Genomic DNA, 25,965 nt, shown 5'->3' on the forward strand with positions numbered 1-25,965 from the left:
GCGAGCGATGAGTACGACGCTGATCACCGGTGGGCTGGTCATCTCGGCGACCGACGAGATCACCGCGGACGTGCTGGTCGACGGCGAGCGGGTGGTGGCCCTGCTCGCGCCGGGGTCGGGGCTGGCCGACAGCGCCGACCGGGTCATCGACGCCGCCGGCAAGTACGTGATCCCCGGCGGCGTCGACGCGCACACACACATGGAGATGCCGTTCGGCGGCACCTACGCCAGCGACACCTTCGAGACCGGTACCGCGGCCGCGGCCTGGGGCGGCACCACGACGATCATCGACTTCGCGATCCAGAGCGTCGGTAAGAGCCTGCGCGAGGGGCTGGACGCCTGGCACGCGAAGGCCGAGGGCAACTGCGCGATCGACTACGGCTTCCACATGATCGTCTCGGACGTGGACGAGCAGTCCATGAAGGAGATGGACGTGCTGGTCGGCGAGGGTGTCACCAGCTTCAAGATGTTCATGGCCTACCCGGGGGTGTTCTACTCCGACGACGGCAAGATCCTGCGTGCGATGCAACAGGGCGCGGCCAACGGCGCACTGACGATGATGCACGCGGAGAACGGCATCGCGATCGACCTGCTGGTGCAGCAGGCGCTCGCCCGGGGGCAGAGCGACCCGCGCTACCACGGCGACGTGCGGCACGCGCTGCTCGAGGCCGAGGCCACGCACCGCGCGATCCAGCTGGCCAAGGTCGCCGGCTCGCCGCTGTACGTGGTGCACGTGTCGGCGGAGGAAGCGGTCGCGGAGATCGCCGGCGCCCGCGACGCCGGGTTCCCGGTGTTCGCCGAGACCTGCCCGCAGTACCTGTTCCTGTCCACCGATGACCTGGCGAAACCGGACTTCGAGGGCGCCAAGTACGTGTGCTCGACGCCGCTGCGCCCGGTGGAGAACCAGGCGGCGCTGTGGCGCGGGCTGCGCACCGACGACCTGTCCGTGGTCTCCACCGACCACTGCCCGTTCTGCTTCAAGGGGCAGAAGGAGATGGGCCGCGGCGACTTCTCCAAGATCCCGAACGGCATGCCGGGCGTGGAGAACCGGGTCGACCTGCTGCACCAGGCCGTGGTGGACGGGCACATCAGCCGCCGCCGCTGGGTGGAGCTGACCAGCACCGCGCCGGCCCGGATGTTCGGGCTGCACCCGCGCAAGGGCGCCATCGCGCCGGGTTCGGACGCCGACATCGTGATCTACGACCCGGCCGCCGAGCAGGTCCTGTCCGCCGAGACCCACCACATGAACGTCGACTACTCCGCGTACGAGGGCAAACGCGTCACCGGCAAGGCCCAGACCGTGCTGTCGCGCGGCGAGGTGATCGTGGACGGCGGCGAGTACTTCGGCCGGCCCGGTCGCGGCAGCTACCTGACCCGTTCGACCTGCGACTACCTGTGAGGGGATCCGTGAAGACGGTAGGACACTGGATCGGCGGCAAGTACGTCGACGGCGACTCGGGGCGGACCGCGCCGGTCACCGACCCGGCGACCGCCGAGGTCACCGCGGAGGTCGCGCTGGCCAGCGTGGCGGACGTGGACCTGGCGGTGGCCGCCGCGAGCGAGGCGGCCGCGGACTGGACGCGGTCGTCGCTGTCCACCCGCACCCGGGTGCTGTTCCGCTACCGCGAGCTGCTGGACCGCCGCCGCGACGAGATCGCCAGCCTGATCACCGCCGAGCACGGCAAGGTGCACGCCGACGCGCTCGGCGAGGTGGCCCGGGGTATCGAGGTCGTCGAGTTCGCCTGCTCGATCCCGCAGCTGCTGAAGAGCTCCGGGTCCTACGAGGTGTCCACCGGCGTGGACGTGCGGGAGATCCGCCAGCCGCTCGGGGTCGTCGCCGGCATCACGCCGTTCAACTTCCCGGCGATGGTGCCGCTGTGGATGTTCCCGATGGCCATCGCCTGCGGCAACAGCTTCATCCTCAAGCCCAGTGAGAAGGACCCGTCGGCCGCGCTGCGGGTGGCCGACCTGATGGCCGAGGCAGGCCTGCCGCCGGGCGTGCTGAACGTGGTCAACGGCGACGTGATCGCCGTGCGCCGGCTGCTCGAGCACCCGGACGTGGCCGCGGTCAGCTTCGTCGGCTCCACCCCGGTCGCCCAGGAGGTGTACCGGTCCGGCACGAACGCCGGCAAACGGGTACAGGCCCTCGGCGGTGCGAAGAACCACATGGTGGTGCTGCCGGACGCGGACCTCGACGTGGCGGCGGACAGCGCCGTCTCGGCCGGTTACGGGTCGGCCGGGGAGCGCTGCATGGCCGTCTCCGTGGTGGTCGCGGTGGGCGGCATCGGGGACGAGCTGGTAGCCAAGATCGCCGAGCGCACCCGGGGCCTGCGGATCGGACCGGGTGACCAGGACACCTCCGACATGGGGCCACTGATCACCGCCGCACACCGCGACAAGGTCGCCTCCTACCTGCCGACCGCACGCGAGCAGGGTGCCACCGTCGTGCTGGACGGCACCGCCGAGCCGATCGGCCCGGCCGGCGCGCACTTCCTGGGCGCCAGCCTGCTCGACGACGTGACCCCGGAGATGGACGCCTACCGCGACGAGATCTTCGGCCCGGTGCTGTCCGTGGTGCGCACCGACACGTTCGCCGAGGCGATGCAGCTGGTGAACTCCAGCCCGTGGGGCAACGGCGCCGCCGTCTTCACCTCCGACGGCGCGGCCGCCCGGCGGTTCGAGATGGAGGTCCAGGCCGGCATGGTCGGGGTCAACGTGCCGATCCCGGTGCCGGTGGCCTACCACTCCTTCGGGGGGTGGAAGGGCTCGTTATTCGGTGACCACCACATCTACGGCAGCGATAGCGTCCACTTCTACACCCGGGGCAAGGTCGTCACCAGCCGTTGGGTCGCGCCCCGCGGCCGAGGGCTCGACCTGGCTTTCCCGTCCGACGCCGCCACCATCGCCTGAAGGAGAGCCCGGATGGACTTCGGCATCGTGTTGCAGACCGACCCGCCCGCCAAGGAGGTCGTCACGCGGATGGCCCGGGCCGAGCAGGCCGGCTTCCGCTACGGCTGGACGTTCGACTCCTGTGTGCTCTGGCAGGAGCCGTTCGTCATCTACTCACAGATCCTCGAGCACACCACGGACCTGATCGTCGGCTCCATGGTCACCAACCCGAGGACGCGGGACTGGACGGTGACCGCGTCCGGGTTCGCCACCCTGAACGAGATGTTCGGCAACCGGACCGTGTGCGGCATCGGGCGCGGCGACTCGGCGGTGCGGGTCACCGGCGGCAAGCCGACCACGCTGACCGAGCTCGGCGCCGCGATGCACGCGATCAAGGAGCTGGCCGAGGGCCGCGAGGTCGACCTGGCCGGCACCCCGGTCCGGCTGCCCTGGGTCACCGACGGGCAGCTCCCGGTCTGGATGGGCGCCTACGGGCCGAAGGCACTGGCGATGGCCGGTGCGCAGGCCGACGGGTTCATCCTGCAGCTCGCCGACCCGTACCTGACCGAGTGGATGGTCAAGCACGTGCGGGACGCGGCCGCCGCCGCCGGGCGCAACCCGGACGACGTGACCATCTGCGTGGCGGCGCCGGCCTACGTCTCCGACGACCTCGCGCACGGCAGGGACCAGTGCCGGTGGTTCGGCGGCATGGTCGGCAACCACGTGGCTGACCTGGTCACCCGCTACGGCGAGAGCTCCGACCTGGTGCCGCAGGAGCTGACCGAGTACATCAAGGGCCGTGCCGGCTACGACTACAGCCACCACGGGCGGGCCGGCAACCCGAGCACCGACTTCGTGCCCGACGCGATCGTCGACCGGTTCTGCCTGGTCGGGCCGGTGGAGGCGCACATCGAGAAGCTCCAGCTGCTCCGCGACATCGGCGTCGACCAGTTCGCGGTCTACGACATGCACGACGCCAAGGACGCCACCATCGACGCCTACGGCGAGCACATCATCCCTGCTCTGAGTTGATCCCGCGTTGACCCGAGAGGCCCGAGTGAGGCACCGATGGCACTAACAACCGGTTCAGAGTCCCAGGTCACCGACGCGGACGGTCGGGTCGACCTGACCGATCGCTCCGGCCTGGTGGGTAGCCCCTACGCCAACGAGGAGCTGCTGCCCACCAAGCTGAGCGAGCGGAAGTGGACGACGTACAACTACGCCGCACTGTGGATGGGGATGGCGCACAACATCCCCAGCTACCTGCTGGCCTCCGGGCTGGTCGCGCTGGGCATGGACTGGTTGCAGGCGTTCGTGACCATCACGCTGGCGAACCTCATCGTGCTGGTCCCGATGCTGCTCAACAGCCACGCCGGCACCAAGTACGGGATCCCGTTCCCGGTGTTCGCCCGGGCGTTCTACGGACTGCGCGGGGCGAACCTGCCGGCGCTGCTGCGCGCGTTCATCGCCTGCGGCTGGTTCGGCATCCAGACCTGGGTCGGCGGCCAGGCGATCTTTGTCATCGTCGGCCAGCTGGCCGGTGACGGCTGGACCCGCGCCACCGCGTTCGGCGGCCACCCGTGGACGATGTGGCTGTCCTTCGGGGTGTTCTGGCTGATCCAGATGGCGCTGATCTGGCGCGGCATCGAGGGACTGCGGCGGTTCGAGAACTGGGCCGCGCCGCTGGTCACGGTGGCCTTCCTCGGCCTGATGCTGTGGATCGTGTTCAAGGTCGGCGGCCTCGGTCCGATCTTCACCCAGCCGTCCAAGCTGGGCTGGGGCCCCGAGTTCTGGACCGTGTTCGCGCCGTCGCTAATGGGCATGATCGCGTTCTGGGCAACGCTGTCGCTGAACATGCCCGACTTCACCCGTTTCGGCGGCAGCCAGCGCAAGCAGCTGCTCGGCCAGCTCTACGGCCTGCCGACCACGATGGCGTTCATCTCGATGATCTCCATCGTCGTCACCTCGGGGACGATCGTGCTCTACGGTCAACCGATCTGGGACCCGGTCGAGGTCGCCAGCAAGTTCACCAGCCCGGTCGCGGTCATCATCGGGCTGCTCATGGCGGTGCTGGCCACCATGTCGTGCAACGTGGCGGCGAACGTGGTGAGCCCGTCCTACGACTTCTCCAACGCGCTGCCCCGGTGGCTGAACTTCCGCACCGCGGGCCTGCTCACCGGCGTCATCGGCATCCTGATCCAGCCCTGGCGGCTGGTGTCCGACCCGCGCACGTACATCTTCACCTGGCTCGGCTTCTACGGCGGTGTGCTGGCCGCGGTGGCCGGGGTGCTGATCGGCGGGTACTGGGTGGTCGGGCGCACCCGGCTCAACCTCGGTGACCTGTACCGGCCGGAGGGGCGGTACTGGTACAGCGGCGGCTGGAACTGGCGGGCGGTGCTCGCGACCGTGCTCGGTGCGCTGGTCGGCGTGGGTGGCGCCTACTCCGCGCCGGGCAGCGGCCCGTTCCCGGCCGACGGCCTGATCCCGGTGCTCAAGCCGTTCTACGACTACAGCTGGGTCGCCGGCCTTCTCGTCGGGTTGGTGGTCTACGTCGCGTTGACCCTGCCGGGCAGCCAGCGGTCGGCCTCGACCGACAGCCCGGTCGTCGGGGTCGCCGGCCGCCGGTAGGCCCGGCCCGGTAGGCCCCGGCCCGGTGGGACGCGGGCGGCGGGACGCGCCACGGCCGCACGTCCCGCCGGGCGCCGGCGGGACGTGAGAGCCTGCGTGCGGTGCGCGGGGAACGGTGACACGATCGAGAGTGTCAGCCCACGGGGAGGTGCCATGCGGGACCTGTCGGCGGTCGGCACCGTCGGTGTGCTGACTGTGGCCACCCGGGGCGGTCAGGGCGCCGGCGAGGTGCTCATCTCGCTGCGCGGCGGCTCGGAGTCGCTGCTGGCCTGGTCGGACGAACCGCTACCCAAGGGCACCGACGTCCTCGTGGTCGACGTGATCGCGTCCCGCACGGTGCGGGTGGTCCGCGCCGAGGCCGGCGGGCTGTGAGCATGGCCAGGGGTACGGCGGGTACGGACGCTCGGCCGGGCTCACCGCCCGCGCCGCACGTCGCCGACAGCCACGGTCTGATCCGGGTGCACGGCGCGCGCGTGAACAACCTCAAGGACATCAGCGTCGAGCTTCCGAAGCGCCGGCTGACGGTGTTCACCGGCGTCTCCGGCTCGGGCAAGAGCTCGCTGGTGTTCCACACGATCGCCGCGGAGTCGCAGCGGATGATCAACGAGACCTACAGCGCCTTCGTGCAGGGTTTCATGCCGACGCTGGCGCGGCCCGAGGTCGACGTCCTCGACGGCCTGACCACCGCGATCATCGTCGACCAGCAGCGGATGGGTACCGACCCCCGTTCCACAGTCGGCACCGCGACCGACGCCAACGCGATGCTGCGCATCCTGTTCAGCCGGGTCGGGCGGCCGCACATCGGTTCGCCCCAGGCGTTCTCCTTCAACGTCGCCTCGATCAGTGGAGCGGGCGCGGTCACCCTGGAGCGCGGCGGGAGGACCGTGAAGGAGCGGCGCAGCTTCAGCATCACCGGCGGCATGTGTCCGCGCTGCGAGGGCCGGGGAGCGGTCAACGACATCGACCTGTCCGCGCTCTACGACGACAGCAGGTCGCTCAACGAGGGCGCGATCACGATCCCCGGCTACAGCATGGAGGGCTGGTACGGCCGCATCTACCGCGGCTGCGGGTACTTCGACCCGGACAAACCGATCGCGAAGTTCACCAAGAAGGAACTGCGGGACCTGCTCCACCGGGAGCCGACGAAGATCAAGGTCGAGGGGGTCAACCTGACGTACGCCGGGTTGATCCCGCAGGTCCAGAAGTCGTACCTGGCCAAGGACGTCGACTCGCTGCAGCCGCACATCCGCGCTTTCGTGGAGCGGGCGGTCACCTTCACCACCTGCCCCGATTGCGGCGGCACCCGCCTGTCCGAGGCGGCCCGCTCTTCGAAGATCAACGGGATCAGCATCGCCGACGCGTGCGCGCTGCAGATCAGCGACCTCGCCGACTGGAGCCGCGGCGTCGACGAACCGTCGGTGGCGCCACTGCTCACGACGTTGCGGCACACCCTCGACTCGTTCGTCGAGATCGGGCTGGGCTACCTCTCGCTGGACCGGCCGTCGGGCACGCTGTCCGGCGGCGAGGCGCAGCGCACCAAGATGATCCGCCACCTCGGCTCCGCGCTCACCGACGTCACCTACGTCTTCGACGAGCCCACCATCGGGCTGCACCCGCATGACATCGCGCGGATGAACGAGCTGCTGCTGCAGTTGCGCGACAAGGGCAACACGGTGCTCGTCGTGGAGCACAAGCCGGAGGCGATCGCGATCGCCGACCACGTCGTCGACCTCGGCCCGGGCGCCGGTGTGGGCGGCGGTGAGGTGGTGTTCGAGGGCACCGTCGAGGGACTGCGGGCCAGCGGCACGCTCACCGGGCGGCACCTCGACGACCGCGCCCGCCTGAAGCCGTCAGTACGGACGCCGTCGGGGGCCCTGGAGGTGCGCGGCGCCACCACGCACAACCTGCGGGGAGTCGATGTCGACATCCCGCTCGGCGTGCTTGTCGTAGTGACCGGCGTGGCCGGGTCGGGCAAGAGCTCGCTGATCCACGGCTCGGTGGCCGGCCGGGACGGGGTGGTGGCGATCGACCAGGGCGCCATCCGCGGCTCGCGCCGGAGCAACCCGGCCACGTACACCGGACTGCTCGACCCGATCCGCAAGGCATTCTCCAAGGCCAACGGCGTGAAGCCGGCGCTGTTCAGTGCCAACTCCGAGGGTGCCTGCCCACACTGCAACGGCGCCGGCGTGATCTACACCGACCTGGCGATGATGGCCGGCGTCGCCACCACCTGCGAGGTGTGCGAGGGCAAGCGGTTCGAGGCGTCGGTGCTGGACTACCACCTCGGCGGCCCGGACAACAGCAAGGACATCAGCGAGGTGCTCGCGATGTCGGTGGACGAGGCGCTGGCGTTCTTCGGCGCGGGGGAGGCGCGCACACCCGCCGCGCACGCCATCCTCGACCGGCTCGCCGACGTCGGGCTGGGCTACCTCACCATCGGCCAGCCGCTCACCACGCTGTCCGGCGGCGAACGGCAGCGGCTCAAGCTGGCCACCCGAATGGCCGAGAAGGGGCGAGCCGACTCCCGGGTCTATGTCCTCGACGAGCCGACCAGCGGCCTGCACCTCGCCGACGTCGAGCAGCTGCTCGCCCTGCTCGACCGGCTCGTCGACGACCAGCTGTCGGTCATCGTCATCGAGCACCACCAGGCGGTCATGGCGCACGCGGACTGGATCATCGACCTCGGCCCCGGCGCCGGCCACGACGGCGGCCGGATCGTCTTCGAGGGCACCCCCGCCGACCTCGTCGCCGCCCGCTCCACCCTCACCGGCGAGCACCTCGCGGCCTACGTCGGCACCTGAGGCGAGGCCCTCGCGGGTCGCGGTGCCGAGTTCTGTCTACCACTCGACCGCGGCGATTCATAGCGCGTCCACAGTTTGCACTCAACGAATACTCAAGGAATACTCAGGCACCGCACAAACGAGGGCGCTATACCATGTGGGGCGGCCCTGGCGGCCATGAACAACGCTTTTGAGGAATCCCGGATACTCGGGAGTGGTGTTGTTCACTGAACCCGGTGATGGCCCTGCTCACTCGGTAGGGGCGATTGCACAGCTACTTCGGTACGTGTAGCTTCACCGAAGACAAAACGGCCGTTTTCACTTGAGGAGGCAATGCCCTACCCATGTGACCGGTTTGTCTATTGTTATCGAATCTCCCATGAACCCTCCAATGAACAGAGCCGTGCGGGACCCGACGGTTTCTGAACATTCTTGTCGATGCTCTGTCGGCACCTCCTGGGCTTACGCCGTTGTTATCCCGTGGATCTCTCCCGCGCCCGACATCACGAGTGTCGAGCGAAGGAGCCGGCGGCTCGATTCCTCGAATCCCGAAGGGAACCGTTCCATGTCTGTATCCCGAGCAGTCGTCCGGGCGGGTGTGCCGCTGGCGGCGGCCCTGTTCGTTGCCGGCATCACCATTCCGGCCGCCTGGGCCAGCCCCGGCCCGCCGCCCGGGCCGCACCCGGGTCCGAAGCCGGCGCCGGCCAATGTGCACGGTAACGACTGCACCCGCAATCACGGCCGGATCGTCTTCGACGATCCGCACAACACCCGCGGACCTCAGCATTGCCAGGGCGGGAGCTTCAACGGCCGCCGGATCGGCTGAGCTCGTCCCCGCCGGTTCCCGTCGACTGATCCCGGTCAGTCGACGGGAACCGACGTATGCGCTCAGCGGGTGCCCTACCGGCATTCCGTGCCGTATCCGGTTAATTGCGCGCCCGGAACGGCGGAATTGATTTCGTCGCTATTTAGCGACCCACTCCGGACCACTCCGGACCACTCCGGACCACTCTGGACCCGGAGTTCCGGGGCACTCGAATAAATACCGGTCCGGAGTGGGTCGGCGCGGAATTCAGCGGGCCAGCCGGATTGGGACAAGTCGCGGTAAACGGCCACGCGGCGGCCCTGAATCACCAGGCCCGCCACATAGTTGGTCACCTCGGGCCGGTCCGCTGCCAGGCCAGCGGCGGGACACGTCAACCCCACGACCTCGCGCACACAGCGGACTCTCAGCTTATGGTGGGGGGATGCCCCGGCTCAGCGAGCAGACTCGTGCCACCCGCCGCCGTCATATCCTGACCAGCGCGTGGGGCTGCTTCTCTCGCAATGGGTTCCAGGCAACCTCGATGGACGAGGTGATCGCCGCCACCGGAATGTCCTCGAGCGCGGTCTACCGGTACTTCAGCGGCAAGGACGAGCTGATCGACGCCACCGCGGAGGAGGGCCTTGCCCTCGTGCGCGACATGTTCGCCGAGGCGGTGGCCACGCATCCCGTCCCGGCCCCCGCCACCATCCTGGCGCTGCTGATCAGCGAGCTGCGGGTCCGGACCGAGAACTCGGACTACGACCTGTCCCGGATCGCCATCCAGTCCTGGGCCGAGGCGATGCGCCGGCCCACCCTGCGGACGCGGACCCGCGAGCTGTACCTCCAGGCGCGCGAGCGGCTGGTGGAGTTGGCCACCCGCTGGCAGGCGGAGGGGCAGCTACCCGAGGACGCGGACCCGAGGGCGACGGCGACGGTGCTGTTCGCTCTGATGCCCGGGCTCATCGTGAGTCACCATCTGGTCGAAGACATCCCTCTCGAGGTTCTGGCTCGGGGAATCCCGGGCCTTGCCAGCGCGCTTATGTCACAGGCAGTAACTGACGAGCCGGTTGCTCGTTAAGCCTCCGCAAGGCGTGTACCTGCGGTTCGCTTGATGCGGTGATCTCCAGTCGGTGCTGGTGGTGCCGTTTGCCTCGTACAGAGCGTGATAGTACGATCACCGACAATCGAAAACGGACGTTTCCCTTTACGGCCGGACTCGTGCGGTTCATCGTGTGCTCCCCGAAGGCGCGCGAGTAGACGGCCATTGCTGTGCCGAGCGCTGGCCGACCCAGACTCACCGGTGCCCCGAACACCGGAAACCACGCAAGCAGGAAAGCAAGGGGGAGTTGATGGCTCACACGACGAGCCGTGGCAGTACCCGGGGGGTGCGCGTAGCCGCGGCGGTGTCGCTGGCCCTGGCGATAACAGCGGCGACGGCGGCCTGTGGCAGTACAGCCCCGGCGCCGCCCACGTCGCGCGTGGAGCGCGGGCAGGTGTCGACGAAGGTCTCGGCCTCCGGTGCGTTGGCGTCCGTGAGCTCGCAGAACCTCGGCTTCAACGCGGCGGCTCAGCTGATCGAGCTGGACGTCAAGGTCGGCGACGTTGTTCGTGCGGGTCAGGTACTGGCCCGGGAGGACCCGTTCAACTTCCAGCAGTTGCTCAACCAGCAGCAGGCGCAGCTGAACCAGCAGCAGGCGATCCTGGACCGGCTCGTGCACTCGCCGACGGTGCACGGTGACCACCGCACCCTCGACCAGGCGCAGAAGATCCTCTCGGTGACGAAGAGGAACAGCGACGCGATCCATCAGCGGGACAAGAACTCGGTCGACCGGGCCCGGGTAGCCCTGGACTTCGCGCAACGCCAGTACGAGATCGCCCTGGCTGCGTACAACGCGTGTAAGGCAAGCGAGGGCAAGCCGCTAAGCATGGGCCCGTGCGCCACGGACGACGGCACTATTCTGGCGCAGGATAAGACTGCGGTGGATACCGCCAAGGGTGGTACTACCGGTGTGATCCAGGCGAAGACCACCTACGACCAGGCGAAGAAGACCCTCGAGGTGGACGACACCTCGTCGAGGATCTCCGAGGAGAACGCCCGGCAGAGCGTGGTGACGGCGCGCAACGCGGTGGACTCGGACAGCTCCGACCGCGGCCCCAACATCGCCGCGCAGGCCGCCCTGGTGGCCAACGGCGCCGCTCTGGTGGCCAACGCGCAGCGGAACCTGAACGACACGGTGCTCTACGCACCGGTGGCCGGCACGGTCTCCTCGATCACCGGTGCGGTGGGCGAGTACCTGGGTGCCGGCAGCGGCACCAGTGCCCTCGCACCTGGTACCGATGCGTCCATCCCCGGCGTCGGTGCGGCGGCCACCAGTGACCAGTCCTCCGCCGGGTCCTCCGGTGCCCCCTCGGCCACCCGCCCCGGTGGGGGGTCGTTCATCGTGCTGAACAACATCAACACCTTCCAGGTCGTCGTCCCGTTCGAGGAGTCGGACGCGGCGAAGGTGGCACCGAACCAGAAGGTGCAGGTCACCTTCGACGCACTGCCGGACCTGACCCGCGACGGAACGGTGCTGTCCATCGCCCCCGGTGGTGTGGACATCTCCGGTGTGACGAACTACTACGCCACGATCCTGCTCACCGACACCGACCCCCGGCTGCGTACCGGCCAGACCGCCGAAGCCGGCGTCCTGGTGGCAGACCTGGAGAACGTGCTGGTGGTGCCGAACTCGGCGGTCATCAAGCAGGGCGGCCGGTCCTTCGTCAACGTCCCAGGACCGGACGGCAAACCCCGCCAGCAGGAGTTCCAGCCAGGTCTGGTCGGCGACGACAACACCCAGGTGCTGTCCGGCCTGACCGAGGGACAGCAGATCCAGCTGCCCCAGGCGACCGTCTCCGGCAGCCCCGGTGGTGGCGGTGCCGGCGGCGGTGGCGGTGGCGGCGGCGGTGGAGGCCGCGGCGGCGGCTGATCGTCCACCCGCGCACAACCCAGCGCTGGCCCGCGCCCGTCGAGAACGTTCGACAGGCGCGGGCCAGCGCTTTTCGGTGGGTCGCCAACCGGCCGCCGCGCGTCAAGCCCGCGTAGTGGCGCCGCGCGGGGGCGTCAACAAAGCGCAGTACCCCGGCGCCGCCGGCCGCGCGGGACTTTGCTGGTAACCGTGAAGAACGACCAGCAACGAGTCATCGTCGGCGTGAGCGGCTCGATCGGCAGCCTGCACGCACTGCGCCGCGCCGTCGCCGAGACCAGGATGCGCGACGCCGTCCTCTGGTCCGTGCTGACCTGGGTACCGGCGGGCGGTGAGCTCTCGTACCGGCGCGCGCCGTGCGCCCCGCTGCTGCAGCTGTGGCGCGACGAGGCCGCCCGACGGCTGTGCCAGGCCTGGGACGACGCACTCGGTGGGATACCCGCGGACCTGGACGCTCGGCTGTTCGTACTCCGGGGCGAGCCTGGCGAACGACTGGTGGGGACCGCCGACCGGGAGGGCGACCTGCTCGTGGTGGGCGCCGGGACCAGGGGCACCCTGGGGCGGCTGGTCAAGCCGTCGGTGTCCACCTACTGCAGCCGTAGAGCCCGCTGCGGCGTACTGACGGTGCCGCCGTCACCGGTGGAACGCGAGCTCGCGCACCACCCACTGGCGCGCCGGCGGCTCCTGCGCGAGCTCACCCGCCCCGCCGCCCACTGACCGTCCCGCGAGGCGCACGGCACACATCTCGGTACCGCCGCACACAGGGCCCAACCTGTGTGCGGCGGTACCGGGATGTGTGCCGTGAGACGACGGTGTCGGGGTCAGGACGGCCGGGCGTCGCGGATGGCGGCCGACATGGTGGCGGCGGCCACCTGCAGCGGTTCGGTGCTGCGCTGGGTCCGGGCGAGCACGAACGCGCCCTCCAGGGTGGCGATGAAGGCGATGGTGAGGCGGCGCGCGGCGTCGGCCGGGTAGCCCCAGCGCTCGAACCGCTCGATGCCGGCGGCCGTCCACGCGTCGAACACCTCGGCGGTGACCTGGCGCAGCGCCTCGTTGGTGCTGGCGACCTCGAGGGCGATCGTGGCGATCGGGCAGGCGTCCGCGAAGTCGGTCTCCACCAGCAGCTGGGCCGCGGCGGCGAAGCCGTGTTCCATCGCCTGGACGGGGTCGGCGGCCTGGTCGAGCAGGCTCATGACCAGGTCCTGGTAGATCCGCCCCGACGTCCGGATCACCTCGGCGGCCAGTTCCTGCTTGCCGCCGGGGAAGAAGTGGTAGATCGAACCGAACGGCGCCGAGGCCTCGGTGGCGATCTGCTTGAGGCCGGTCCCGACGTAGCCGTTGCGCCGGAACAGCTCGCCGCTCTTCGTCACGATCCGGGTTTTCGTGTCGGCCATGCGCACCTCTTCGTATTTGCTTGCCCGGACCCGCCGCGGAGCCCTACCCTGACACATAGTAGAACGATCTATCAAGAGCTGAGCGGTTCAGACGCAACAAGACACGGCCTATCGAGGAGCGTGCCCGGTGCCCGAGATCGAGCTGTCCGCGGGAACGATCGAGTACCAGGACACCGGCGGCCCGGGTCCGGTGCTGGTGTTCCTGCACGGGGTGCTGATGACCGGCTCGGCCTGGCGGCACGTGGTCGCCGAGTTCGGGTCCGAGTTCCGCTGTGTGACCCCGACGCTGCCGCTCGGCGGCCACCGGCGGCCGATGGATCCCGAGGCCGACCTCTCGCTGGCCGGCCTCGCCCTGCTGGTCGAGGAGTTTCTGGAGCGGCTGGACCTGCACGAGGTGACCCTGGTGCAGAACGACTGGGGCGGCGCCCAGGTTCTGGTGGCCCTCGGGCGCGACGAGCGGGTGTCCCGGTTGGTACTCATCGCCTGCGAGGCCTTCGACAACTACCCGCCGGGTCTGCCGGGACGGGTGCTGGCGCTGGCCGCGCGGGTACCCGGCGGCCTGGCCGCGACGATGGGGCTGCTGCGCTGGCGTCCGCTGCGCCGTGCGCCCGGCTCCTGGGGCTGGATGAGCAAACGCCCGGTGCCGGCCGAGGTGATGGACGAGTGGTTCACCCCGGCCACCACCCAGCCGGCGATCCGCGCCGACCTGGCCAAGTACGCGGTGAGTGTGCCGCCGAGGGAGGTGCTGCTGGAGTGGGCCGGGCGCAACCGCCGGTTCGACCGGCCGGTGCTGGTGGTGTGGGCGGGGGAGGACCGCATCATGCCGGCCGAGCACGGCGCCGAGCTGGCCGCGACCTACCCGCACGGGCGACTGGTCACCATCGACGACAGCTACACCCTGGTCGCGGAGGACCAGCCGGCGAAGCTGGTGGCCGCGATGCGTGACTTCCTCGCCGAGACCGCGAAACAGGTCATCCCGCACCGGCACTGAGCCCGGGCCGGCGCACGCTCAGCGCGGCGGCGTCTCGCCGCGCAGCTCGCCGAGCAGCTCGGTGATCGCCGTCATGATCTCCGCGGTCGCGGCGGTCAGGTTCTTCCTGGTCAGCGGGGCACCACTGAACCGGCTCAGGTCCACCGGGCCGCCGGCCAGCACCCGCACCGAACGGCGGGGCAGCACCCGCGGCCAGACCGAGCCGAGCGGCAGCAGCTGTTGGTTGCCCCACTGCGCCACCGGGATGACCGGTCGGCCACTCTCCAGGGCCACCCGCGCCACCCCGTTCAGCCCGCGCATCGGCCAACCCTCCGGATGGCGGGTGTACGTCCCCTCCGGGTAGACGACCACGCACTCGCCCCGGCGCACCGCCTCGACCGCGTCCCGGTAGGCCCCCGCCGCTCCTGAGCCGCCGCGGTGCACCGGGATGTGCCCGCCGCCGGCCAGTACCCGCCGCACGACCGGCGTCTGCCACAGCTCCGACTTGGCGAGGTACCGGGGCACCCGCCGGTGCGCCAGCACGAACGCGGTGTCCACGATCGGATCCGCGAACGACAGGTGGTTGACCGCCAGTAGGAAACCGCCCTCGGGCAGGTGCTCGCCGCCGCGCCAGCCGAGCCGGGTGAACACGGCGAGGAACGGCCAGAGCAGCTCGATCGCCAGCCCGAACCAGAAGCCGCGGCCGCGCCGGGGGAAGCGGAAGGTCAGGGCGAGCTTGGCCGCGGCGCTCAGCGGCGGCACCCGCGCCGGGTCGGGGCACCTCGGCCCGGCACTCGTCGGCCCGGGTCCCATCAGCCCGGGGCCGGTCGGGTCAGGTAGCCGATGAGCATGTCAGCCAGTTCGTTGATCATCCGGTCCCTCGCGATGGCGGGCGGTTGGACCAGGTAGCGGATGGCGAGCTGGCTCGGCATCTCGACCATGATCCAGACGGCCGCCTCGATGTCCAGGTCGGCACGGAACTGGTCGCGGTGCGCGCGCAGGTACAGCCGGGCCAGGTCGGCGATCCGGCGGCGAAGCGCGTCCAGCTTGTCGGTGCCGCCGAGCTGGGGGACCCGCTCGATGATGGTGCGCAGCGGCCCGATGTTCTCCTCGAAGACCTCGAACTGCGCCGCGAGCAGCGCGCGGCCGCTGTCCCGCCACGGCATTGTGGCCGCGCGGGCGAGCTGGGCGTCGATGCGCGCCACCAGCTGGTCGGAGAACCGCTCGAGCACCGCCGTGACGATCGCGTCCTTGTTCGGGAAGTACTGGTAGAGCGACCCGCTGCTGATTCCGGCCTCGGCGGCGATCCGGTTCGTCGAGGCGCCGTCGTAGCCGTGCTCGGACAGAACGCGAGTACCCGCCTCGATGATGCGCTCCAGCATGTCCTTGGACCGCTGCTGTCGGGGTGTCTTCCGAGGTGAGAGCTCCGGAGGGCGCGGCATCTGGGTCCTGCCTGAACACGAGTTGAAAGCGGGTATTTAATCGCGTTTCAATATAGACCTCGAGGCGAGGAGGTCAACGATGACAGCGCAGACCACGGACCGGGTCGACCTGGACCGTCCCGCGCCGCCCGCGCCGGAGCTGTTCGCCCCCGGGGACCTGCTCTGGGACCTGAACGGGCACGCCCTGTTCGCCGCGACCACCGGCAGCGCGTTCATCCTGCAGGTGATGCACCCGGCCATCGGCACCGTGGTGGACCAACGCTCGAGCTACCGCACCGACCCGTGGGGGAGGGCGGCGCGGAGCTTCTCCTCGGTGCAGACCTGGATCTACGGCGGGCAGACCGCACTGGACGAGGGCAACCGGCTGCGCCGCATGCACCGGACCCTGAACGCCACCGACGAGCACGGCCACACCCACCACGCACTGGCCGCGGAGCCGTGGGCGTGGGTGCCGCTGACCGCGTACCACGCGACCCTGACCTACTCCCGCTACTTCCTGCCCCGCCCGCTGACCGGCGAGCAGGAGCGGCGGGTCTACCGGGAGGTGCTGCGGATGTGCCGGATCCTGCAGGTGCCGGAGCGGATGCTGCCGCCCACCCCCGCCGCCTACTGGGCCTACTTCGACGACATGATCGAGAACACCCTGGTCGACCATCCCACCGCGCACAACGTGCTGGCCACCGCCGCAAAGGCCCCGCCGCCGTTCGGCCTGCCCGGGCCGCTGCGCGCACTGTGGGCGCCGGTGCGCACGGTCGGGTCCGAACTGAACCGGCTGGTCACCGTCGGCACCCTGCCGCCCGCCGCCCGGGACAAGCTGCGCCTGTCCTGGAGCCGGGCCGACGAGCTCGAGCTGCGTGCGTTCGGGCAGCTGGCCGGCCGGGCCAACGCCGCGCTGCCGGAACGGGTGCGCTACCTGCCCATCGCCTACCACGCACGGCGCGCGGCGCGGGCCCAGCACCGGTTCGCTCAGGTGTTGGCCAGCCGGCCGATGTAGCCGCGCGGTCAGGTCGCGCGGTCAGGTCGTGGTGTCAGGTTCGTGGTGGCAGGGCGCGGGATCAGGTCTCGGGGTGGGCCAGGCGGCCGAGCAGTGCGACCACCTCCCCGACGGCGACCGGCTGGAAGAACCGGGCGTCGACCTGCTCCACGGCGGCGATCGCGCGCGGGGCGAGCACGGTACCGCTGTCGGTGACGCGCAGCCGCTTGGCGCGGGTGTCGGCGGGGTCCACCTCGCGTTCGATCAGCCCCTTGTTCTCCAGTGCGCGCAGCACCTGCGAGGTCATCTTGACGTCGGTGCCGGCCTGGCGGGCGAGGGCCAGCTGGTTGGGGTGCTCGCCCTGGCCGTTGAGCCACCAGGCGCAGGCGAGCAGCACGAACTGGACGTGGGTGAGCCCCAGCGGGGTCAGTGCGGCGGCGATGTCGCGCTGCCAGCGCAGTGTGGCGTGCCAGAGCAGGAACCCGGGACTATCCCCGGGACCGAGGACCATCAGGCCTGCTCCGCGCGGGGCTGTGTTGCATGAGGCTGTGCTGCCTGGGCGAGGGCCGGCTGGGCGAGCGCCGGCTGGGCGAGCGCCGGCTGGGCGAGCGCCGGCTGAGCGAGCGCCGGCTGAGCGAGCGCCGGCTGGGCGAGGGCTGCTCGGGCCAGCGCGGCGACCGTGTCCGGCCAGTCCGCCGTGACCGCCGGACCGAGCTGAGGGCCGATCTCGTCGGCGGCCGGGCCGGTGATCTCCATGCGGTACACCACCCGGGTGCGATACGCATCGAGCCGGTCGAGCCGGTGGATGGTGCGCAGGAGCAGGCCGTCGATCTCGGCCTCGTCGACGAACATCTCCCGCTCGGTGACGTCGGCGACCCGCAGGTGCACCGGATCCTGTCCCGGGGGCGTCATGGTGATCTCGGTGCCGGTGGCGAACGGCCCCCGGATCTCGATGCTATCGATGTCGGCGTTCCAGGTGCCCCAGTTCTCGACGTCGGCCCAGAGTCGCCAGATCGCGTCGGGCGCCGCACTGGTCTCGACGCTGTGCTCGTACACCCACATGAGAGCCTCCCGTCAGATAATCCGCGCACAGACTATCCACGCGAAGACTATCCGTCCAGCCGTCAGCGATCTGCCTGGTGTTACCGAGCTGCACAGGAGGCACGTTTTAGGGCCGAACCACCGGCCTGGTGTGCAGTTCGGTAACAACAGGCCGGTGGTGGCTCGATGTGCGCGGCCCGTGGGCGGCTCGGCCCCGGCGTCCCACCGCGCCCGGCGCCGACAAGCACAGCCTGCGCCCCTGGGGAACGCGTTGATCACTCGGGGGCGCTCAGTTCGCTGTTACCGAGCTGCACAGGAGGCAGGTTCCCGGCGCGAAAAACCTGCCTCCTGTGCAGCTCGGTAACGACAGGCCGCCCCGCCGCCCGCGGGGCCCGCGAGCCCCGCGAGCCCGGCGGGCCCCGCCGCCCGCGGGGCTCGGAAGGCTCGGGGTTCAGAAGGTTCGCCGGGCTCGCGGGGTCCAGTGAGGGTCCACGCCGGGGTGCGCGGGGCTCAGAACGTAAAGAGGATCTTGCCTGCCCGGCGGAACTTGGCGGAGCGCTCGAGGGCCTCCGCGTACTGCTCCAGCGGGTAGCTGGCCTCCACCGGTGCGCTCAGGGTGCCGTCGCCGACGAGACCGGCGAGGTAGCGGTAGGCGCTGTCGATCTCGGCCTGTGGCGCGCTGGTCAGCCAGGTGTGCAGCCAGAACCCGCGCAGCCCGATGTCCCGGAAGATCAGCTGCTGGAACGGCACCGCGTGCGGCCGCCCGGTCAGTGCGGAGTAGGCGACGATGCTCGAGCCGGGCCGCAACAGTCCGCCGAGCTCGCCGGCCTGGCTGCCGGCCAGCGAGTCCACGAACAGTCCCAGCTGCTCGCCGCCCAGTAGCGCGGTGACCTGTTCGACCAGGTCAGGGCCGGACACCAGGACGTTCGGCACCCCGTCGGCGCGCAGTGCCTCGCCGGCCTCCTCACGGCGCACGATGTTGATGGTGCGCAGCCCGGAGAGCCTGGCCAGGTCGATGACGTAGCGACCGACGGCGGAGTTGGACGCGTTCTGCGCCACCCACTCGTCGGCCTTCAGCTCGGCGTACTTGGTCAGCAGCAGATGCGCGGTCATCGGGTTGATCCCGATCATCGCGAGCTGCAGCGGGTCGGCGCCGTCGTCGACGGTCACCAGGTCCCGCTCGGCGGCCACGGTCCGTTCCGCCCAGGTGGTCTGGCGCTGGGTGGGCAGCACGAGCACCCGCTCGCCGACCCGCGCCGGATCGACGCCGTCGCCGACCCCGACCACCCGGCCGACGCCTTCCGCGCCCAGGCGCGCGGGCAGGTCCGGGCGGATCCCGTAGACGCCCTGGATCAGCAGCAGATCGGACGGGTTGATCGGCGCGGCCTCCAGCGCGACGAGCAACTGACCGGGCGCCGGGGTCGGCTCGTCCACCTCGACCAGTCGCACCACGTCGGCTGGTGGGCCGAAGCTGTCGATCCGCAGTTCCTTCATCGGGGCACTCCTGGTTCGGGTGGGGGCAACGCCGGGCTCCAGCACAGTTGTACTTCGAAACCCAGCATCTGTAAAGCGCCCAGGGACCCGAGGTCAGGGAGTGCTGGCCGGGGCACCGAGCACAGTGTCATCCACCAGCTCACGCAGCCGGAAGCGCTGGATCTTCCCGGTGCCGGTCTTGGGCAGCTCGGCCACCTCCAGCACCGCTCGGGGGCGCTTGAATGCGGCCAGGCCGGCGCGGCAGAAGGAGATGACCTCGTCGGACCGGAGCTGGGCGCCGGGCCGGGGGACCACGAACGCGACCGGTTTGTCCAGGCCGTCGGCGTCGGGCACCCCGATGACGGCGGCCTCCAGTACGTCCGGGTGATCGAGCAGCCGGGCCTCGACCTCGGCCGGGCTGACCCAGATCCCGCCGACCTTGAGCACGTCGTCGGCCCGGCCGAGACAGGTGTAGCTGCCGTCGGCGTTGCGCACGTACTGGTCCCCGGTGCGCATCCACTCGCCCTGGAACACCGCGCGGTTCACCGCCGTGCGGCACCAGTACCCCTCGCACAGCGACTCGCCGGCCACGTAGAGCATGCCCGGCTCACCGACCTGCTCGATCACGGTGCTGTCCGCCCGGCGCAGCTCTATACGGTAACCCGGCACCGGCATCCCGGAGCTGCCCGGGACGACGTGGCCGGGGCGGTTGGAGATGTAGATGTGCAGTACCTCGGTGGAGCCGATGCCGTCCAGGATCTCCATCCCGTACCGGTCCCGGATGCCGTGGAAGATCCGCGGCGGCAGGGTCTCACCGGCCGACACGCCGAGCCGCACGGTGGCCAGCGCGCCGTCGGCCACCTCCGTCGGCGAGGCGGCCAGCAGCGGCCCCCAGAAACTGGGCACCCCGAAGAACAGGGTGACCCCGTGCTCGACGACCCGGCCGGCGAACAGGGCCGGGCTGGGCCGCGCCGGCTCGAGCACCGTCGTGGCGCCCACCGAGAGCGGGAAGAACATCGAGTTGCCGATGCCGTAGGCGAAGAACAGCTTGGCGGCGGACAGGCACACGTCGCCCGGCCCGATACCCAGCACCTGCTGGCCGTACTGACGCGCGACGTAGCGGATGTCGGCGTGCCGGTGCATCGCGGCCTTCGGCGTGCCCGTGGTGCCGGAGGTGTAGAGCCACAGCGAGGAGGAGTCCGCCCAGCTCGGGTAAGGCTCGGGGGTCGGTCGGCCGGTGGCCCGGTTCAGCAGCTCGTCCCAGGTCAGGCCGGTGACCCCGGCGGGGAGCTCGTGCGCGGCCGGGGCGTCCGGCCCGGTGAACACCACGGACCGCACCTCGGACCGCGGCTCGGACCGTATCTCGCTCGGGCGCACCGCGACCAGCACGGCACCGCGGTACTCCGGGGACCCGATCACCACCCGGGCCCGCGAGTCGGCCACCAGCTTGGCCAGCTCCGGACCGGTGAGCATGGTGGAGCTGGGCACCGCGACCGCGCCGATGTACATCGCGGCCAGGATCGCGGTGAACAGCTCGACGTCATCGACCATGCAGCACAGCACCCGCTCCTCGGGCCGCACGCCGAGGTCCAGCAACGCGGCGGCCACCCGGCGCACCTGCCCGGCGAGCTGCCGGTAGGACAGCTCGCCGCGGGGGTGGCGCACCGCAACCCGGTCGGCGTGCTGGCCGTCCGCACCGGCGAGCAGGTATTCGGCGGCGTTGAACAGCTCGGGACCGGGCATCGGTGCCCGGTCCCGAAGGGGCCGCTGGTCCATGGTGGTGACTCCTGTCGTGCCCGTGGTGGTGGGGTGGCAGTTCGGAGTGCTGCTCGAGGTGCTGCGTGAGGTGCTGCTTGCAGTGCTGCTTGGAGTGCTGCTCAGTCGCGCGGGAAGTGGGCCACCAGGTCGGTGTCGGCGCCGATCCGGCCCAGGCCCGATGCGCCGCCGGGCGCGCCGATCGCGTCGTCGCGGCCGGGCAGGACGATGTCGAAGAACCGGGCGTTGTCCTCGACGAAGTCCTCGTGGCCCTCCGCGACGCCGCGGTCCTGGGTGATCGCCTCCACCGGGCAGGACGGCTCGCAGGCCCCGCAGTCGATGCACTCGACCGGGTTGATGTAGAGCTTGCGGCCGCCCTCGTAGATGCAGTCGACGGGGCACTCGTCCATGCAGGCCTTGTCCATCACGTCGATGCAGGGCTCGGCGATGACGTACGGCATGGGATCTCCAGCGGGGTGGTCGGTCGGTACTTCCGGTCTGCCCGGGCGACCATCCGCCCAGGTGATGACCATATTCTACGTTAGTACCGCATTCCGTCAAGAGAATGTAGAACGTGACTACAAAACTAAGATCTCACCCTTCCACGAGAGCCGCGAGCGGATGCTCGACGGCATCGGCCACGTGGCGGAGGAACCCGCCGGACGCCCCGCCGTCACAGGCCCGGTGATCGAACACGAGCGAGAGCTGACCGATCTGCCGGGGGACCACCTCGCCGCCCACCACCCACGGCCGCGCGATGATCCGGCCGAGGCCCAGGATGGCGACCTCCGGATAGTTGATGATCGCCGCGCTGCCGTCGACGCCGAACACGCCGTAGTTGTTCAGCGTGAACGAGCCCCGGGTGAGCTCGGCGGAGCTGGCGGTGCCGGCCCGCGCCGCGTCGGTGACCCGGCGGATCCCGGTGTCCAGCGCGCGCACGCTCAACCGGTCCGCGTCGAGGACGGCGGGCACCAGCAGGCCGCGGTCGGTCTGGGTGGCGATGCCCAGGTTGACCCCGTCGAGCCGCACGATCTCCTCGCGTTCGGTGTCGATGCGGGCGTTCAGCTCGGGGTAGGCGCGCAGCCCGGCGACCACGAACCGGGCGAGGAACGCCAGCAGGCTGGGCGCGCGCTGCTCACCCACGGCGAGCGAGGCGCGGAGCGCGATGAGCTCGGTGGCGTCCACGTCGACCCAGGTGGTGGCCTCCGGGATCTCGGCACGGCTGCGGCTCAGCGCCTGCGCGATCACCTTGCGCACCCCGCGCAGCGGGATCCGCTCGCCGACGGCCAGGCCGGTGCGGCGGTCCGTTCCCGGTGCCTCGGCCCGGTCCGTGGCCGTGGCGGTGGTGGTGTCGGTGTCGGCCGGTTCGGTGTCGGTGTCGGCCGGTTCGGTGGCCGTGGCCGGGTCGGTGGCAGGCGGGTTCACCGCGGCGCGCTGCACGTCGCCCCGAGTGATCAGCCCGGTCGGTCCGCTGCCGATGAGCGCGGCGAGATCCACTCCTTCGCGGCGGGCGAGCTGGCGGACCAGCGGCGAGGCCACCCGGGGGCGCTCGGCGCCGGGCCGGTCCGGCGCCGCCGGCGCGTCGGCCACCGGGCGGGTTGGCGGGGTCGGTGCGGCCACCGGTGCGATCGGGGCGGTCGCCAACGGGTTCGGGGCGGTCGCCGCGCCGGCCGCAACGGTCGGTGTGACACCTGACGCCACGCGCCGACCGCGGCGCCGGCCGGTCACCGGCTGCTCGGAGGTCCCGTAGCCGATCAGCACGTTGCCCGAGCCGGCGCGTTCCTCCGCCACGTAGCCGGCCGCGGCGGGAGAATCAAGGTGATCGACGGTGATGAGCGGTGAGCCGACGTCCAGGGTGCCGCCCTCCGCACCGTGCAGCTCGGCGATCACCCCGGCGTACGGGCTCGGCACCTCGACGATGGCCTTCGCGGTCTCCACCTCGGCGACCGGCGCGTCCACCGCGATGGTGTCGCCGACCCGCACCAGCCAGCGGACCAGCTCGGCCTCCGTCAGTCCCTCACCGAGGTCCGGCAGGGTGAACACCTGGCGACTCACGACTCGTCCCACTGCAGGTCGTCGACGGCATCCAGGATGCGGTTGACCCCCGGCAGGAAGTACCGCTCCAGCTTGGGCGGCGGGTAGGGGATGTCGAAGCCGGTGACGCGGCGCACCGGCGCCGCCAGGTGGTGGAAGCACCGCTCGGTGACCCGGGCGGCGATCTCCGAGGCAACCGACGCGAAGCCGGGCGCCTCGGCAACGACGACCGCCCGCCCGGTGGCACGCACCGCCGCCGCGACGGTGTCGTCGTCGAACGGCACGATCGAGCGCACGTCCACGACGCCGATGTCCCGGCCTTCGGTGGCGCCGAGGCGTGCGGCCGCCAGCGCTGTCGTCACCGAGGGGCCGTAGGCGATCAGGGTGGCGTCGCGCCCCGGCCGGCGCACCACGGCCCGCCCGATCGGCGGCACGGCCACGGAGAGGTCCACCTCCTCCCGGCTGAAGTACTGCTTCTTCGGCTCCAGGAAGACCACCGGGTCGGGGCTGTCGATGGCCGCCCGCAGCAGCCCGTAGGCGTCGGCGTTGGTCGCCGGCGCGAGCACGGTCAGGCCCGGGGTGTGCGCGTAGTAGGCCTCGGAGGAGTCGCAGTGGTGCTCCACGCCGCCGATGCCGCCGGCGTAGGGGATGCGGATCACCAGCGGCAGTCGGACCCGGCCCCGGGTGCGGTTGGCCATCTTGGCCACGTGGCTGACGATCTGCTCGAACGCCGGGTAGGCGAATGCGTCGAACTGCATCTCCACCACCGGGCGCATGCCGTTCATCGCCATCCCGACGGCCATCCCGACGATCCCGGACTCGGCCAGCGGGGTGTCGAAACAGCGCTGGTCACCGAAGGTCTCGGTGAGCCCGTCGGTCACCCGGAACACCCCGCCGAGGCGTCCGACGTCCTCGCCGAACACCAGGACGCGCTCGTCCGCCGCCATCGCGTCGCGCAGTGCGGCGTTGATGGCCTCCGCCATGGTCATCTTCTTGGTCCCTGACGGCACAGTCGGCGTCGACGGCCCCGTCCGCGCCTCCACCGGCTCTGTCGCGGTCATCGGGACGCCTCCTCGTCGGCCGCCAGCTCGGCCGCCAACAACTCCGCCTGCTCGGCGCGCTGGCCGCCGCGCCGCACCGTGACGTGGGCGAACAGCTCCAGCGGGTCCACACTGACCTCCTCGGCCATGCCGGCCCGGACCCGCGCGGCCATCTCCTCGGCGTCGGCGGTGATCCGCGCCTCGGCGTCGGCGTCCAGCAGTCGCCGGTCGGTGAGGTAGGTCCGCAGCCGGGTCAGCGGGTCACGCGGGATCCACTGCCGGACCTCGTCGTCGGTGCGGTAGCGGGTCGCGTCGTCGGCGTTGGTGTGCGCCTGCATCCGGTACGTGTCCGCCTCGACCAGGGTCGGCCCGCCGCCCTCGCGGGCCCGGCTCACCGCCTCGGACAGCACCACGGTGAGCGCGGCCAGGTCGTTGCCGTCGACCCGGACACCCGGCATCCCGTAGCCGACGCCCTTGGCCGCCAGCGACGACGCCACCGACTGCCGCGCCAGTGGCACCGAGATCGCGTACTTGTTGTTCTGCACCAGGAACACCACCGGCGCGGCGAACACCGCGGCGAAGTTGAGCGCCTCGTGGAAGTCGCCCTCGCTGGTCGCGCCGTCCCCGCACAGGGCCATCACCACCGTGTCCTCGCGCTTGAGCCGGGCCGCGTGCGCCACGCCGACCGCGTGCAACAGCTGGGTGGCCAGCGGCGTGGCCTGCGGGGCCACCCGGTGCGTCGAGGTGTCATAGCCGCAGTGCCAGTCACCGCGCAGCATGGCCAGCACCTCGACCGGGTCCACGCCGCGGGCGACGATCGCGGCGGTGTCGCGGTAGGTCGGGAAGAGCCAGTCACCGTCGGCGAGCACCGCCGCCGCGGCCACCTGGCAGGCCTCCTGGCCGTGCGAGGACGGGTAGACCGCCAGCCGGCCCTGCCGCACGAGAGCGCTGGCCTGATCGTTCAACCGCCGGGCCGCCACCATCGCCCGGTAACCGGCGAGCAGCTGCTCCCCAGGCGGCGGCGGGGGAGCGGCATCCACCGGCGTGCCGTGCTCGTCGAGGATGCGGACCAGCGCGTCGGCGGGGAGCGGGTGCCCGACCTGGGTGGCCATCAGAACCTCCGAGTGGGAAGACATTAGGCTTGAATTCTTCCCCCGGAGAAGGCACTCGGTCATGATCTACCGGGATAACGAGACAGTTGTACGCATCCGGCGCTAGAGCGGTGCCAGTCAGTCCAGCGGGGCTGCAGCCGGAGGGTGGGAGGCGAGACAGATGGTCGAGGACCTCGACGACATCGACCGGCGCATCGTCGAGGAGCTGCGGGCCGACGGCCGGCTCGCGGTGCGCGCGCTGGCCGAGCGCGTGCGGATCTCCCGGGCCAACGCCTACTCCAGGCTCGAGCGGCTGACCACGACCGGCGTCATCACCGGGTTCAGCGCGGTGGTTGATCCGGTGCGCCTCGGCCTGTCCACGTCGGCGTACGTCACGCTCTCGGTGCGGCAGAACTCCTGGCGTGACCTCAAGGCGCGGCTGGGCACGATTCCCGAGGTTCAGCACATGGCGCTGGTGGGCGGCGATTTCGACGTCATCCTGCTGGTCCGCGCCGCCGACAACGCCGCGCTGCGCCGTGTCGTGCTGGACCAGCTCCAGGCGGTACCCGGGGTATTGGCCACCCGGACTTTCCTGATCTTCGAGGACTCCGGGAACCAGTAGCGGTCCGCGGCGCAATGGTGGCGCGGGCCGCACCTCGTTGACCTTGTCGCTCGTTGTGCAGG

The 25,965-nt window shown here is 70.8% G+C and carries 24 protein-coding genes; 13 read left to right on the top strand and 11 right to left on the bottom strand.

Annotated features, from left to right (window positions below; translation table 11 throughout):
* The first annotated feature begins 7 nt into the window (after positions 1 to 7).
* The 10 genes from hydA (at position 8) to ACTXG6_RS27045 (ending at position 12,785) form a co-directional block, all read left to right on the top strand.
* Complete coding sequence (gene hydA, locus ACTXG6_RS27000) at positions 8 to 1,399, top strand: dihydropyrimidinase (protein ID WP_445182185.1); 1,392 nt, start codon at positions 8 to 10, stop codon at positions 1,397 to 1,399.
* A gap of 8 nt (positions 1,400 to 1,407) precedes the next feature.
* Positions 1,408 to 2,910, top strand: a complete 1,503-nt coding sequence (locus tag ACTXG6_RS27005; protein ID WP_445182186.1) for a CoA-acylating methylmalonate-semialdehyde dehydrogenase — start codon at positions 1,408 to 1,410, stop codon at positions 2,908 to 2,910.
* A gap of 12 nt (positions 2,911 to 2,922) precedes the next feature.
* Positions 2,923 to 3,921 carry a TIGR03842 family LLM class F420-dependent oxidoreductase gene (locus ACTXG6_RS27010; RefSeq protein ID WP_445182187.1) on the top strand — a complete coding sequence of 333 codons (999 nt, stop codon included), beginning with the start codon at positions 2,923 to 2,925 and terminating at the stop codon, positions 3,919 to 3,921.
* Positions 3,922 to 3,957: 36 nt separating this feature from the next.
* Positions 3,958 to 5,517, top strand: coding sequence for an NCS1 family nucleobase:cation symporter-1 (locus ACTXG6_RS27015; RefSeq protein WP_445182188.1), 1,560 nt, complete (start codon positions 3,958 to 3,960; stop codon positions 5,515 to 5,517).
* Positions 5,518 to 5,670: 153 nt separating this feature from the next.
* Positions 5,671 to 5,889, top strand: a complete 219-nt coding sequence (locus ACTXG6_RS27020) for a hypothetical protein (RefSeq protein WP_445182189.1) — start codon at positions 5,671 to 5,673, stop codon at positions 5,887 to 5,889.
* A 2-nt stretch (positions 5,890 to 5,891) separates the two neighbouring features.
* Positions 5,892 to 8,318, top strand: coding sequence for an ATP-binding cassette domain-containing protein (locus ACTXG6_RS27025; protein WP_445182190.1), 2,427 nt, complete (start codon positions 5,892 to 5,894; stop codon positions 8,316 to 8,318).
* 544 nt (positions 8,319 to 8,862) lie between these two features.
* Positions 8,863 to 9,123, top strand: coding sequence for a hypothetical protein (locus tag ACTXG6_RS27030; RefSeq protein ID WP_445182191.1), 261 nt, complete (start codon positions 8,863 to 8,865; stop codon positions 9,121 to 9,123).
* A 421-nt stretch (positions 9,124 to 9,544) separates the two neighbouring features.
* Positions 9,545 to 10,180 (top strand): TetR/AcrR family transcriptional regulator, encoded by a 636-nt coding sequence (locus ACTXG6_RS27035; RefSeq protein ID WP_445182192.1) that lies wholly within the window; start codon positions 9,545 to 9,547, stop codon positions 10,178 to 10,180.
* Positions 10,181 to 10,595: 415 nt separating this feature from the next.
* The gene (locus tag ACTXG6_RS27040; RefSeq protein ID WP_445182193.1) at positions 10,596 to 12,071 is read left to right on the top strand and encodes an efflux RND transporter periplasmic adaptor subunit; all 1,476 of its coding nucleotides are present in this window, start codon (positions 10,596 to 10,598) and stop codon (positions 12,069 to 12,071) included.
* 189 nt (positions 12,072 to 12,260) lie between these two features.
* On the top strand, positions 12,261 to 12,785 hold the full coding sequence (locus tag ACTXG6_RS27045) for a universal stress protein (RefSeq protein ID WP_445182194.1): 525 nt from the start codon (positions 12,261 to 12,263) through the stop codon (positions 12,783 to 12,785).
* Positions 12,786 to 12,889: 104 nt separating this feature from the next.
* Here the strand turns inward: ACTXG6_RS27045 and ACTXG6_RS27050 are convergent, their stop codons facing one another.
* Positions 12,890 to 13,462 carry a TetR/AcrR family transcriptional regulator gene (locus tag ACTXG6_RS27050; RefSeq protein WP_445182195.1) on the bottom strand — a complete coding sequence of 191 codons (573 nt, stop codon included), beginning with the start codon at positions 13,460 to 13,462 and terminating at the stop codon, positions 12,890 to 12,892.
* A gap of 127 nt (positions 13,463 to 13,589) precedes the next feature.
* Between ACTXG6_RS27050 and ACTXG6_RS27055 the strand changes: the two genes are divergently transcribed.
* On the top strand, positions 13,590 to 14,453 hold the full coding sequence (locus tag ACTXG6_RS27055; protein WP_445182196.1) for an alpha/beta fold hydrolase: 864 nt from the start codon (positions 13,590 to 13,592) through the stop codon (positions 14,451 to 14,453).
* 18 nt (positions 14,454 to 14,471) lie between these two features.
* On the opposite strand, the gene ACTXG6_RS27060 is transcribed toward ACTXG6_RS27055, so the two are convergent.
* The gene (locus ACTXG6_RS27060; protein WP_445182197.1) at positions 14,472 to 15,245 is read right to left on the bottom strand and encodes a lysophospholipid acyltransferase family protein; all 774 of its coding nucleotides are present in this window, start codon (positions 15,243 to 15,245) and stop codon (positions 14,472 to 14,474) included.
* Positions 15,245 to 15,874, bottom strand: a complete 630-nt coding sequence (locus ACTXG6_RS27065; RefSeq protein ID WP_445182198.1) for a TetR/AcrR family transcriptional regulator — start codon at positions 15,872 to 15,874, stop codon at positions 15,245 to 15,247. Before ACTXG6_RS27065 ends, ACTXG6_RS27060 begins: the two co-directional genes overlap by 1 nt.
* 79 nt (positions 15,875 to 15,953) lie before the next feature.
* On the opposite strand from ACTXG6_RS27065, the gene ACTXG6_RS27070 reads away from it, so the two are divergent.
* Positions 15,954 to 16,868 carry an oxygenase MpaB family protein gene (locus ACTXG6_RS27070; protein ID WP_445182199.1) on the top strand — a complete coding sequence of 305 codons (915 nt, stop codon included), beginning with the start codon at positions 15,954 to 15,956 and terminating at the stop codon, positions 16,866 to 16,868.
* Positions 16,869 to 16,929: 61 nt separating this feature from the next.
* Here the strand turns inward: ACTXG6_RS27070 and ACTXG6_RS27075 are convergent, their stop codons facing one another.
* From ACTXG6_RS27075 to ACTXG6_RS27110, 8 genes are all read right to left on the bottom strand, one after another.
* The gene (locus ACTXG6_RS27075; RefSeq protein ID WP_445182200.1) at positions 16,930 to 17,358 is read right to left on the bottom strand and encodes a MarR family winged helix-turn-helix transcriptional regulator; all 429 of its coding nucleotides are present in this window, start codon (positions 17,356 to 17,358) and stop codon (positions 16,930 to 16,932) included.
* The gene (locus tag ACTXG6_RS27080; protein WP_445182201.1) at positions 17,358 to 17,909 is read right to left on the bottom strand and encodes an SRPBCC family protein; all 552 of its coding nucleotides are present in this window, start codon (positions 17,907 to 17,909) and stop codon (positions 17,358 to 17,360) included. The genes ACTXG6_RS27075 and ACTXG6_RS27080 overlap by 1 nt, the downstream gene beginning before the upstream one ends.
* Before the next feature lie 489 nt (positions 17,910 to 18,398).
* Complete coding sequence (locus ACTXG6_RS27085; protein ID WP_445182202.1) at positions 18,399 to 19,382, bottom strand: zinc-dependent alcohol dehydrogenase family protein; 984 nt, start codon at positions 19,380 to 19,382, stop codon at positions 18,399 to 18,401.
* 93 nt (positions 19,383 to 19,475) lie between these two features.
* Positions 19,476 to 21,137, bottom strand: coding sequence for a benzoate-CoA ligase family protein (locus tag ACTXG6_RS27090; protein ID WP_445182203.1), 1,662 nt, complete (start codon positions 21,135 to 21,137; stop codon positions 19,476 to 19,478).
* Positions 21,138 to 21,238: 101 nt separating this feature from the next.
* Complete coding sequence (gene fdxA / locus ACTXG6_RS27095; RefSeq protein ID WP_445182204.1) at positions 21,239 to 21,577, bottom strand: ferredoxin; 339 nt, start codon at positions 21,575 to 21,577, stop codon at positions 21,239 to 21,241.
* A 133-nt stretch (positions 21,578 to 21,710) separates the two neighbouring features.
* The gene (locus ACTXG6_RS27100) at positions 21,711 to 23,171 is read right to left on the bottom strand and encodes a dihydrolipoamide acetyltransferase family protein (protein ID WP_445182205.1); all 1,461 of its coding nucleotides are present in this window, start codon (positions 23,169 to 23,171) and stop codon (positions 21,711 to 21,713) included.
* Positions 23,168 to 24,139 (bottom strand): alpha-ketoacid dehydrogenase subunit beta, encoded by a 972-nt coding sequence (locus tag ACTXG6_RS27105; protein ID WP_445190118.1) that lies wholly within the window; start codon positions 24,137 to 24,139, stop codon positions 23,168 to 23,170. Before ACTXG6_RS27105 ends, ACTXG6_RS27100 begins: the two co-directional genes overlap by 4 nt.
* Positions 24,140 to 24,207: 68 nt before the next feature.
* Positions 24,208 to 25,302, bottom strand: a complete 1,095-nt coding sequence (locus ACTXG6_RS27110; protein ID WP_445182206.1) for a thiamine pyrophosphate-dependent dehydrogenase E1 component subunit alpha — start codon at positions 25,300 to 25,302, stop codon at positions 24,208 to 24,210.
* Between the two features lie 160 nt (positions 25,303 to 25,462).
* On the opposite strand from ACTXG6_RS27110, the gene ACTXG6_RS27115 reads away from it, so the two are divergent.
* Positions 25,463 to 25,903 (top strand): Lrp/AsnC family transcriptional regulator, encoded by a 441-nt coding sequence (locus ACTXG6_RS27115; protein WP_445182207.1) that lies wholly within the window; start codon positions 25,463 to 25,465, stop codon positions 25,901 to 25,903.
* Positions 25,904 to 25,965: the final 62 nt, after the last annotated feature.

This window comes from Pseudonocardia sp. Cha107L01 (assembly GCF_052566575.1).

What these genes read in the sequence shown, in the direction of transcription:
- hydA (WP_445182185.1), top strand. Translation starts at nt 8, where the DNA reads ATGAGTACGACGCTGATCACCGGTGGGCTGGTCATCTCGGCGACCGAC.
- ACTXG6_RS27010 (WP_445182187.1), top strand. Translation starts at nt 2,923, where the DNA reads ATGGACTTCGGCATCGTGTTGCAGACCGACCCGCCCGCCAAGGAGGTC.
- ACTXG6_RS27015 (WP_445182188.1), top strand. Translation starts at nt 3,958, where the DNA reads ATGGCACTAACAACCGGTTCAGAGTCCCAGGTCACCGACGCGGACGGT.
- ACTXG6_RS27020 (WP_445182189.1), top strand. Translation starts at nt 5,671, where the DNA reads ATGCGGGACCTGTCGGCGGTCGGCACCGTCGGTGTGCTGACTGTGGCC.
- ACTXG6_RS27025 (WP_445182190.1), top strand. Translation starts at nt 5,892, where the DNA reads ATGGCCAGGGGTACGGCGGGTACGGACGCTCGGCCGGGCTCACCGCCC.
- ACTXG6_RS27030 (WP_445182191.1), top strand. Translation starts at nt 8,863, where the DNA reads ATGTCTGTATCCCGAGCAGTCGTCCGGGCGGGTGTGCCGCTGGCGGCG.
- ACTXG6_RS27035 (WP_445182192.1), top strand. Translation starts at nt 9,545, where the DNA reads ATGCCCCGGCTCAGCGAGCAGACTCGTGCCACCCGCCGCCGTCATATC.
- ACTXG6_RS27050 (WP_445182195.1), bottom strand. Translation starts at nt 13,462, where the DNA reads ATGGCCGACACGAAAACCCGGATCGTGACGAAGAGCGGCGAGCTGTTC.
- ACTXG6_RS27060 (WP_445182197.1), bottom strand. Translation starts at nt 15,245, where the DNA reads ATGGGACCCGGGCCGACGAGTGCCGGGCCGAGGTGCCCCGACCCGGCG.
- ACTXG6_RS27065 (WP_445182198.1), bottom strand. Translation starts at nt 15,874, where the DNA reads ATGCCGCGCCCTCCGGAGCTCTCACCTCGGAAGACACCCCGACAGCAG.
- ACTXG6_RS27070 (WP_445182199.1), top strand. Translation starts at nt 15,954, where the DNA reads ATGACAGCGCAGACCACGGACCGGGTCGACCTGGACCGTCCCGCGCCG.
- ACTXG6_RS27075 (WP_445182200.1), bottom strand. Translation starts at nt 17,358, where the DNA reads ATGGTCCTCGGTCCCGGGGATAGTCCCGGGTTCCTGCTCTGGCACGCC.
- ACTXG6_RS27080 (WP_445182201.1), bottom strand. Translation starts at nt 17,909, where the DNA reads ATGTGGGTGTACGAGCACAGCGTCGAGACCAGTGCGGCGCCCGACGCG.
- ACTXG6_RS27085 (WP_445182202.1), bottom strand. Translation starts at nt 19,382, where the DNA reads ATGAAGGAACTGCGGATCGACAGCTTCGGCCCACCAGCCGACGTGGTG.
- ACTXG6_RS27090 (WP_445182203.1), bottom strand. Translation starts at nt 21,137, where the DNA reads ATGGACCAGCGGCCCCTTCGGGACCGGGCACCGATGCCCGGTCCCGAG.
- fdxA (WP_445182204.1), bottom strand. Translation starts at nt 21,577, where the DNA reads ATGCCGTACGTCATCGCCGAGCCCTGCATCGACGTGATGGACAAGGCC.
- ACTXG6_RS27105 (WP_445190118.1), bottom strand. Translation starts at nt 24,139, where the DNA reads ATGACCATGGCGGAGGCCATCAACGCCGCACTGCGCGACGCGATGGCG.
- ACTXG6_RS27110 (WP_445182206.1), bottom strand. Translation starts at nt 25,302, where the DNA reads ATGGCCACCCAGGTCGGGCACCCGCTCCCCGCCGACGCGCTGGTCCGC.
- ACTXG6_RS27115 (WP_445182207.1), top strand. Translation starts at nt 25,463, where the DNA reads ATGGTCGAGGACCTCGACGACATCGACCGGCGCATCGTCGAGGAGCTG.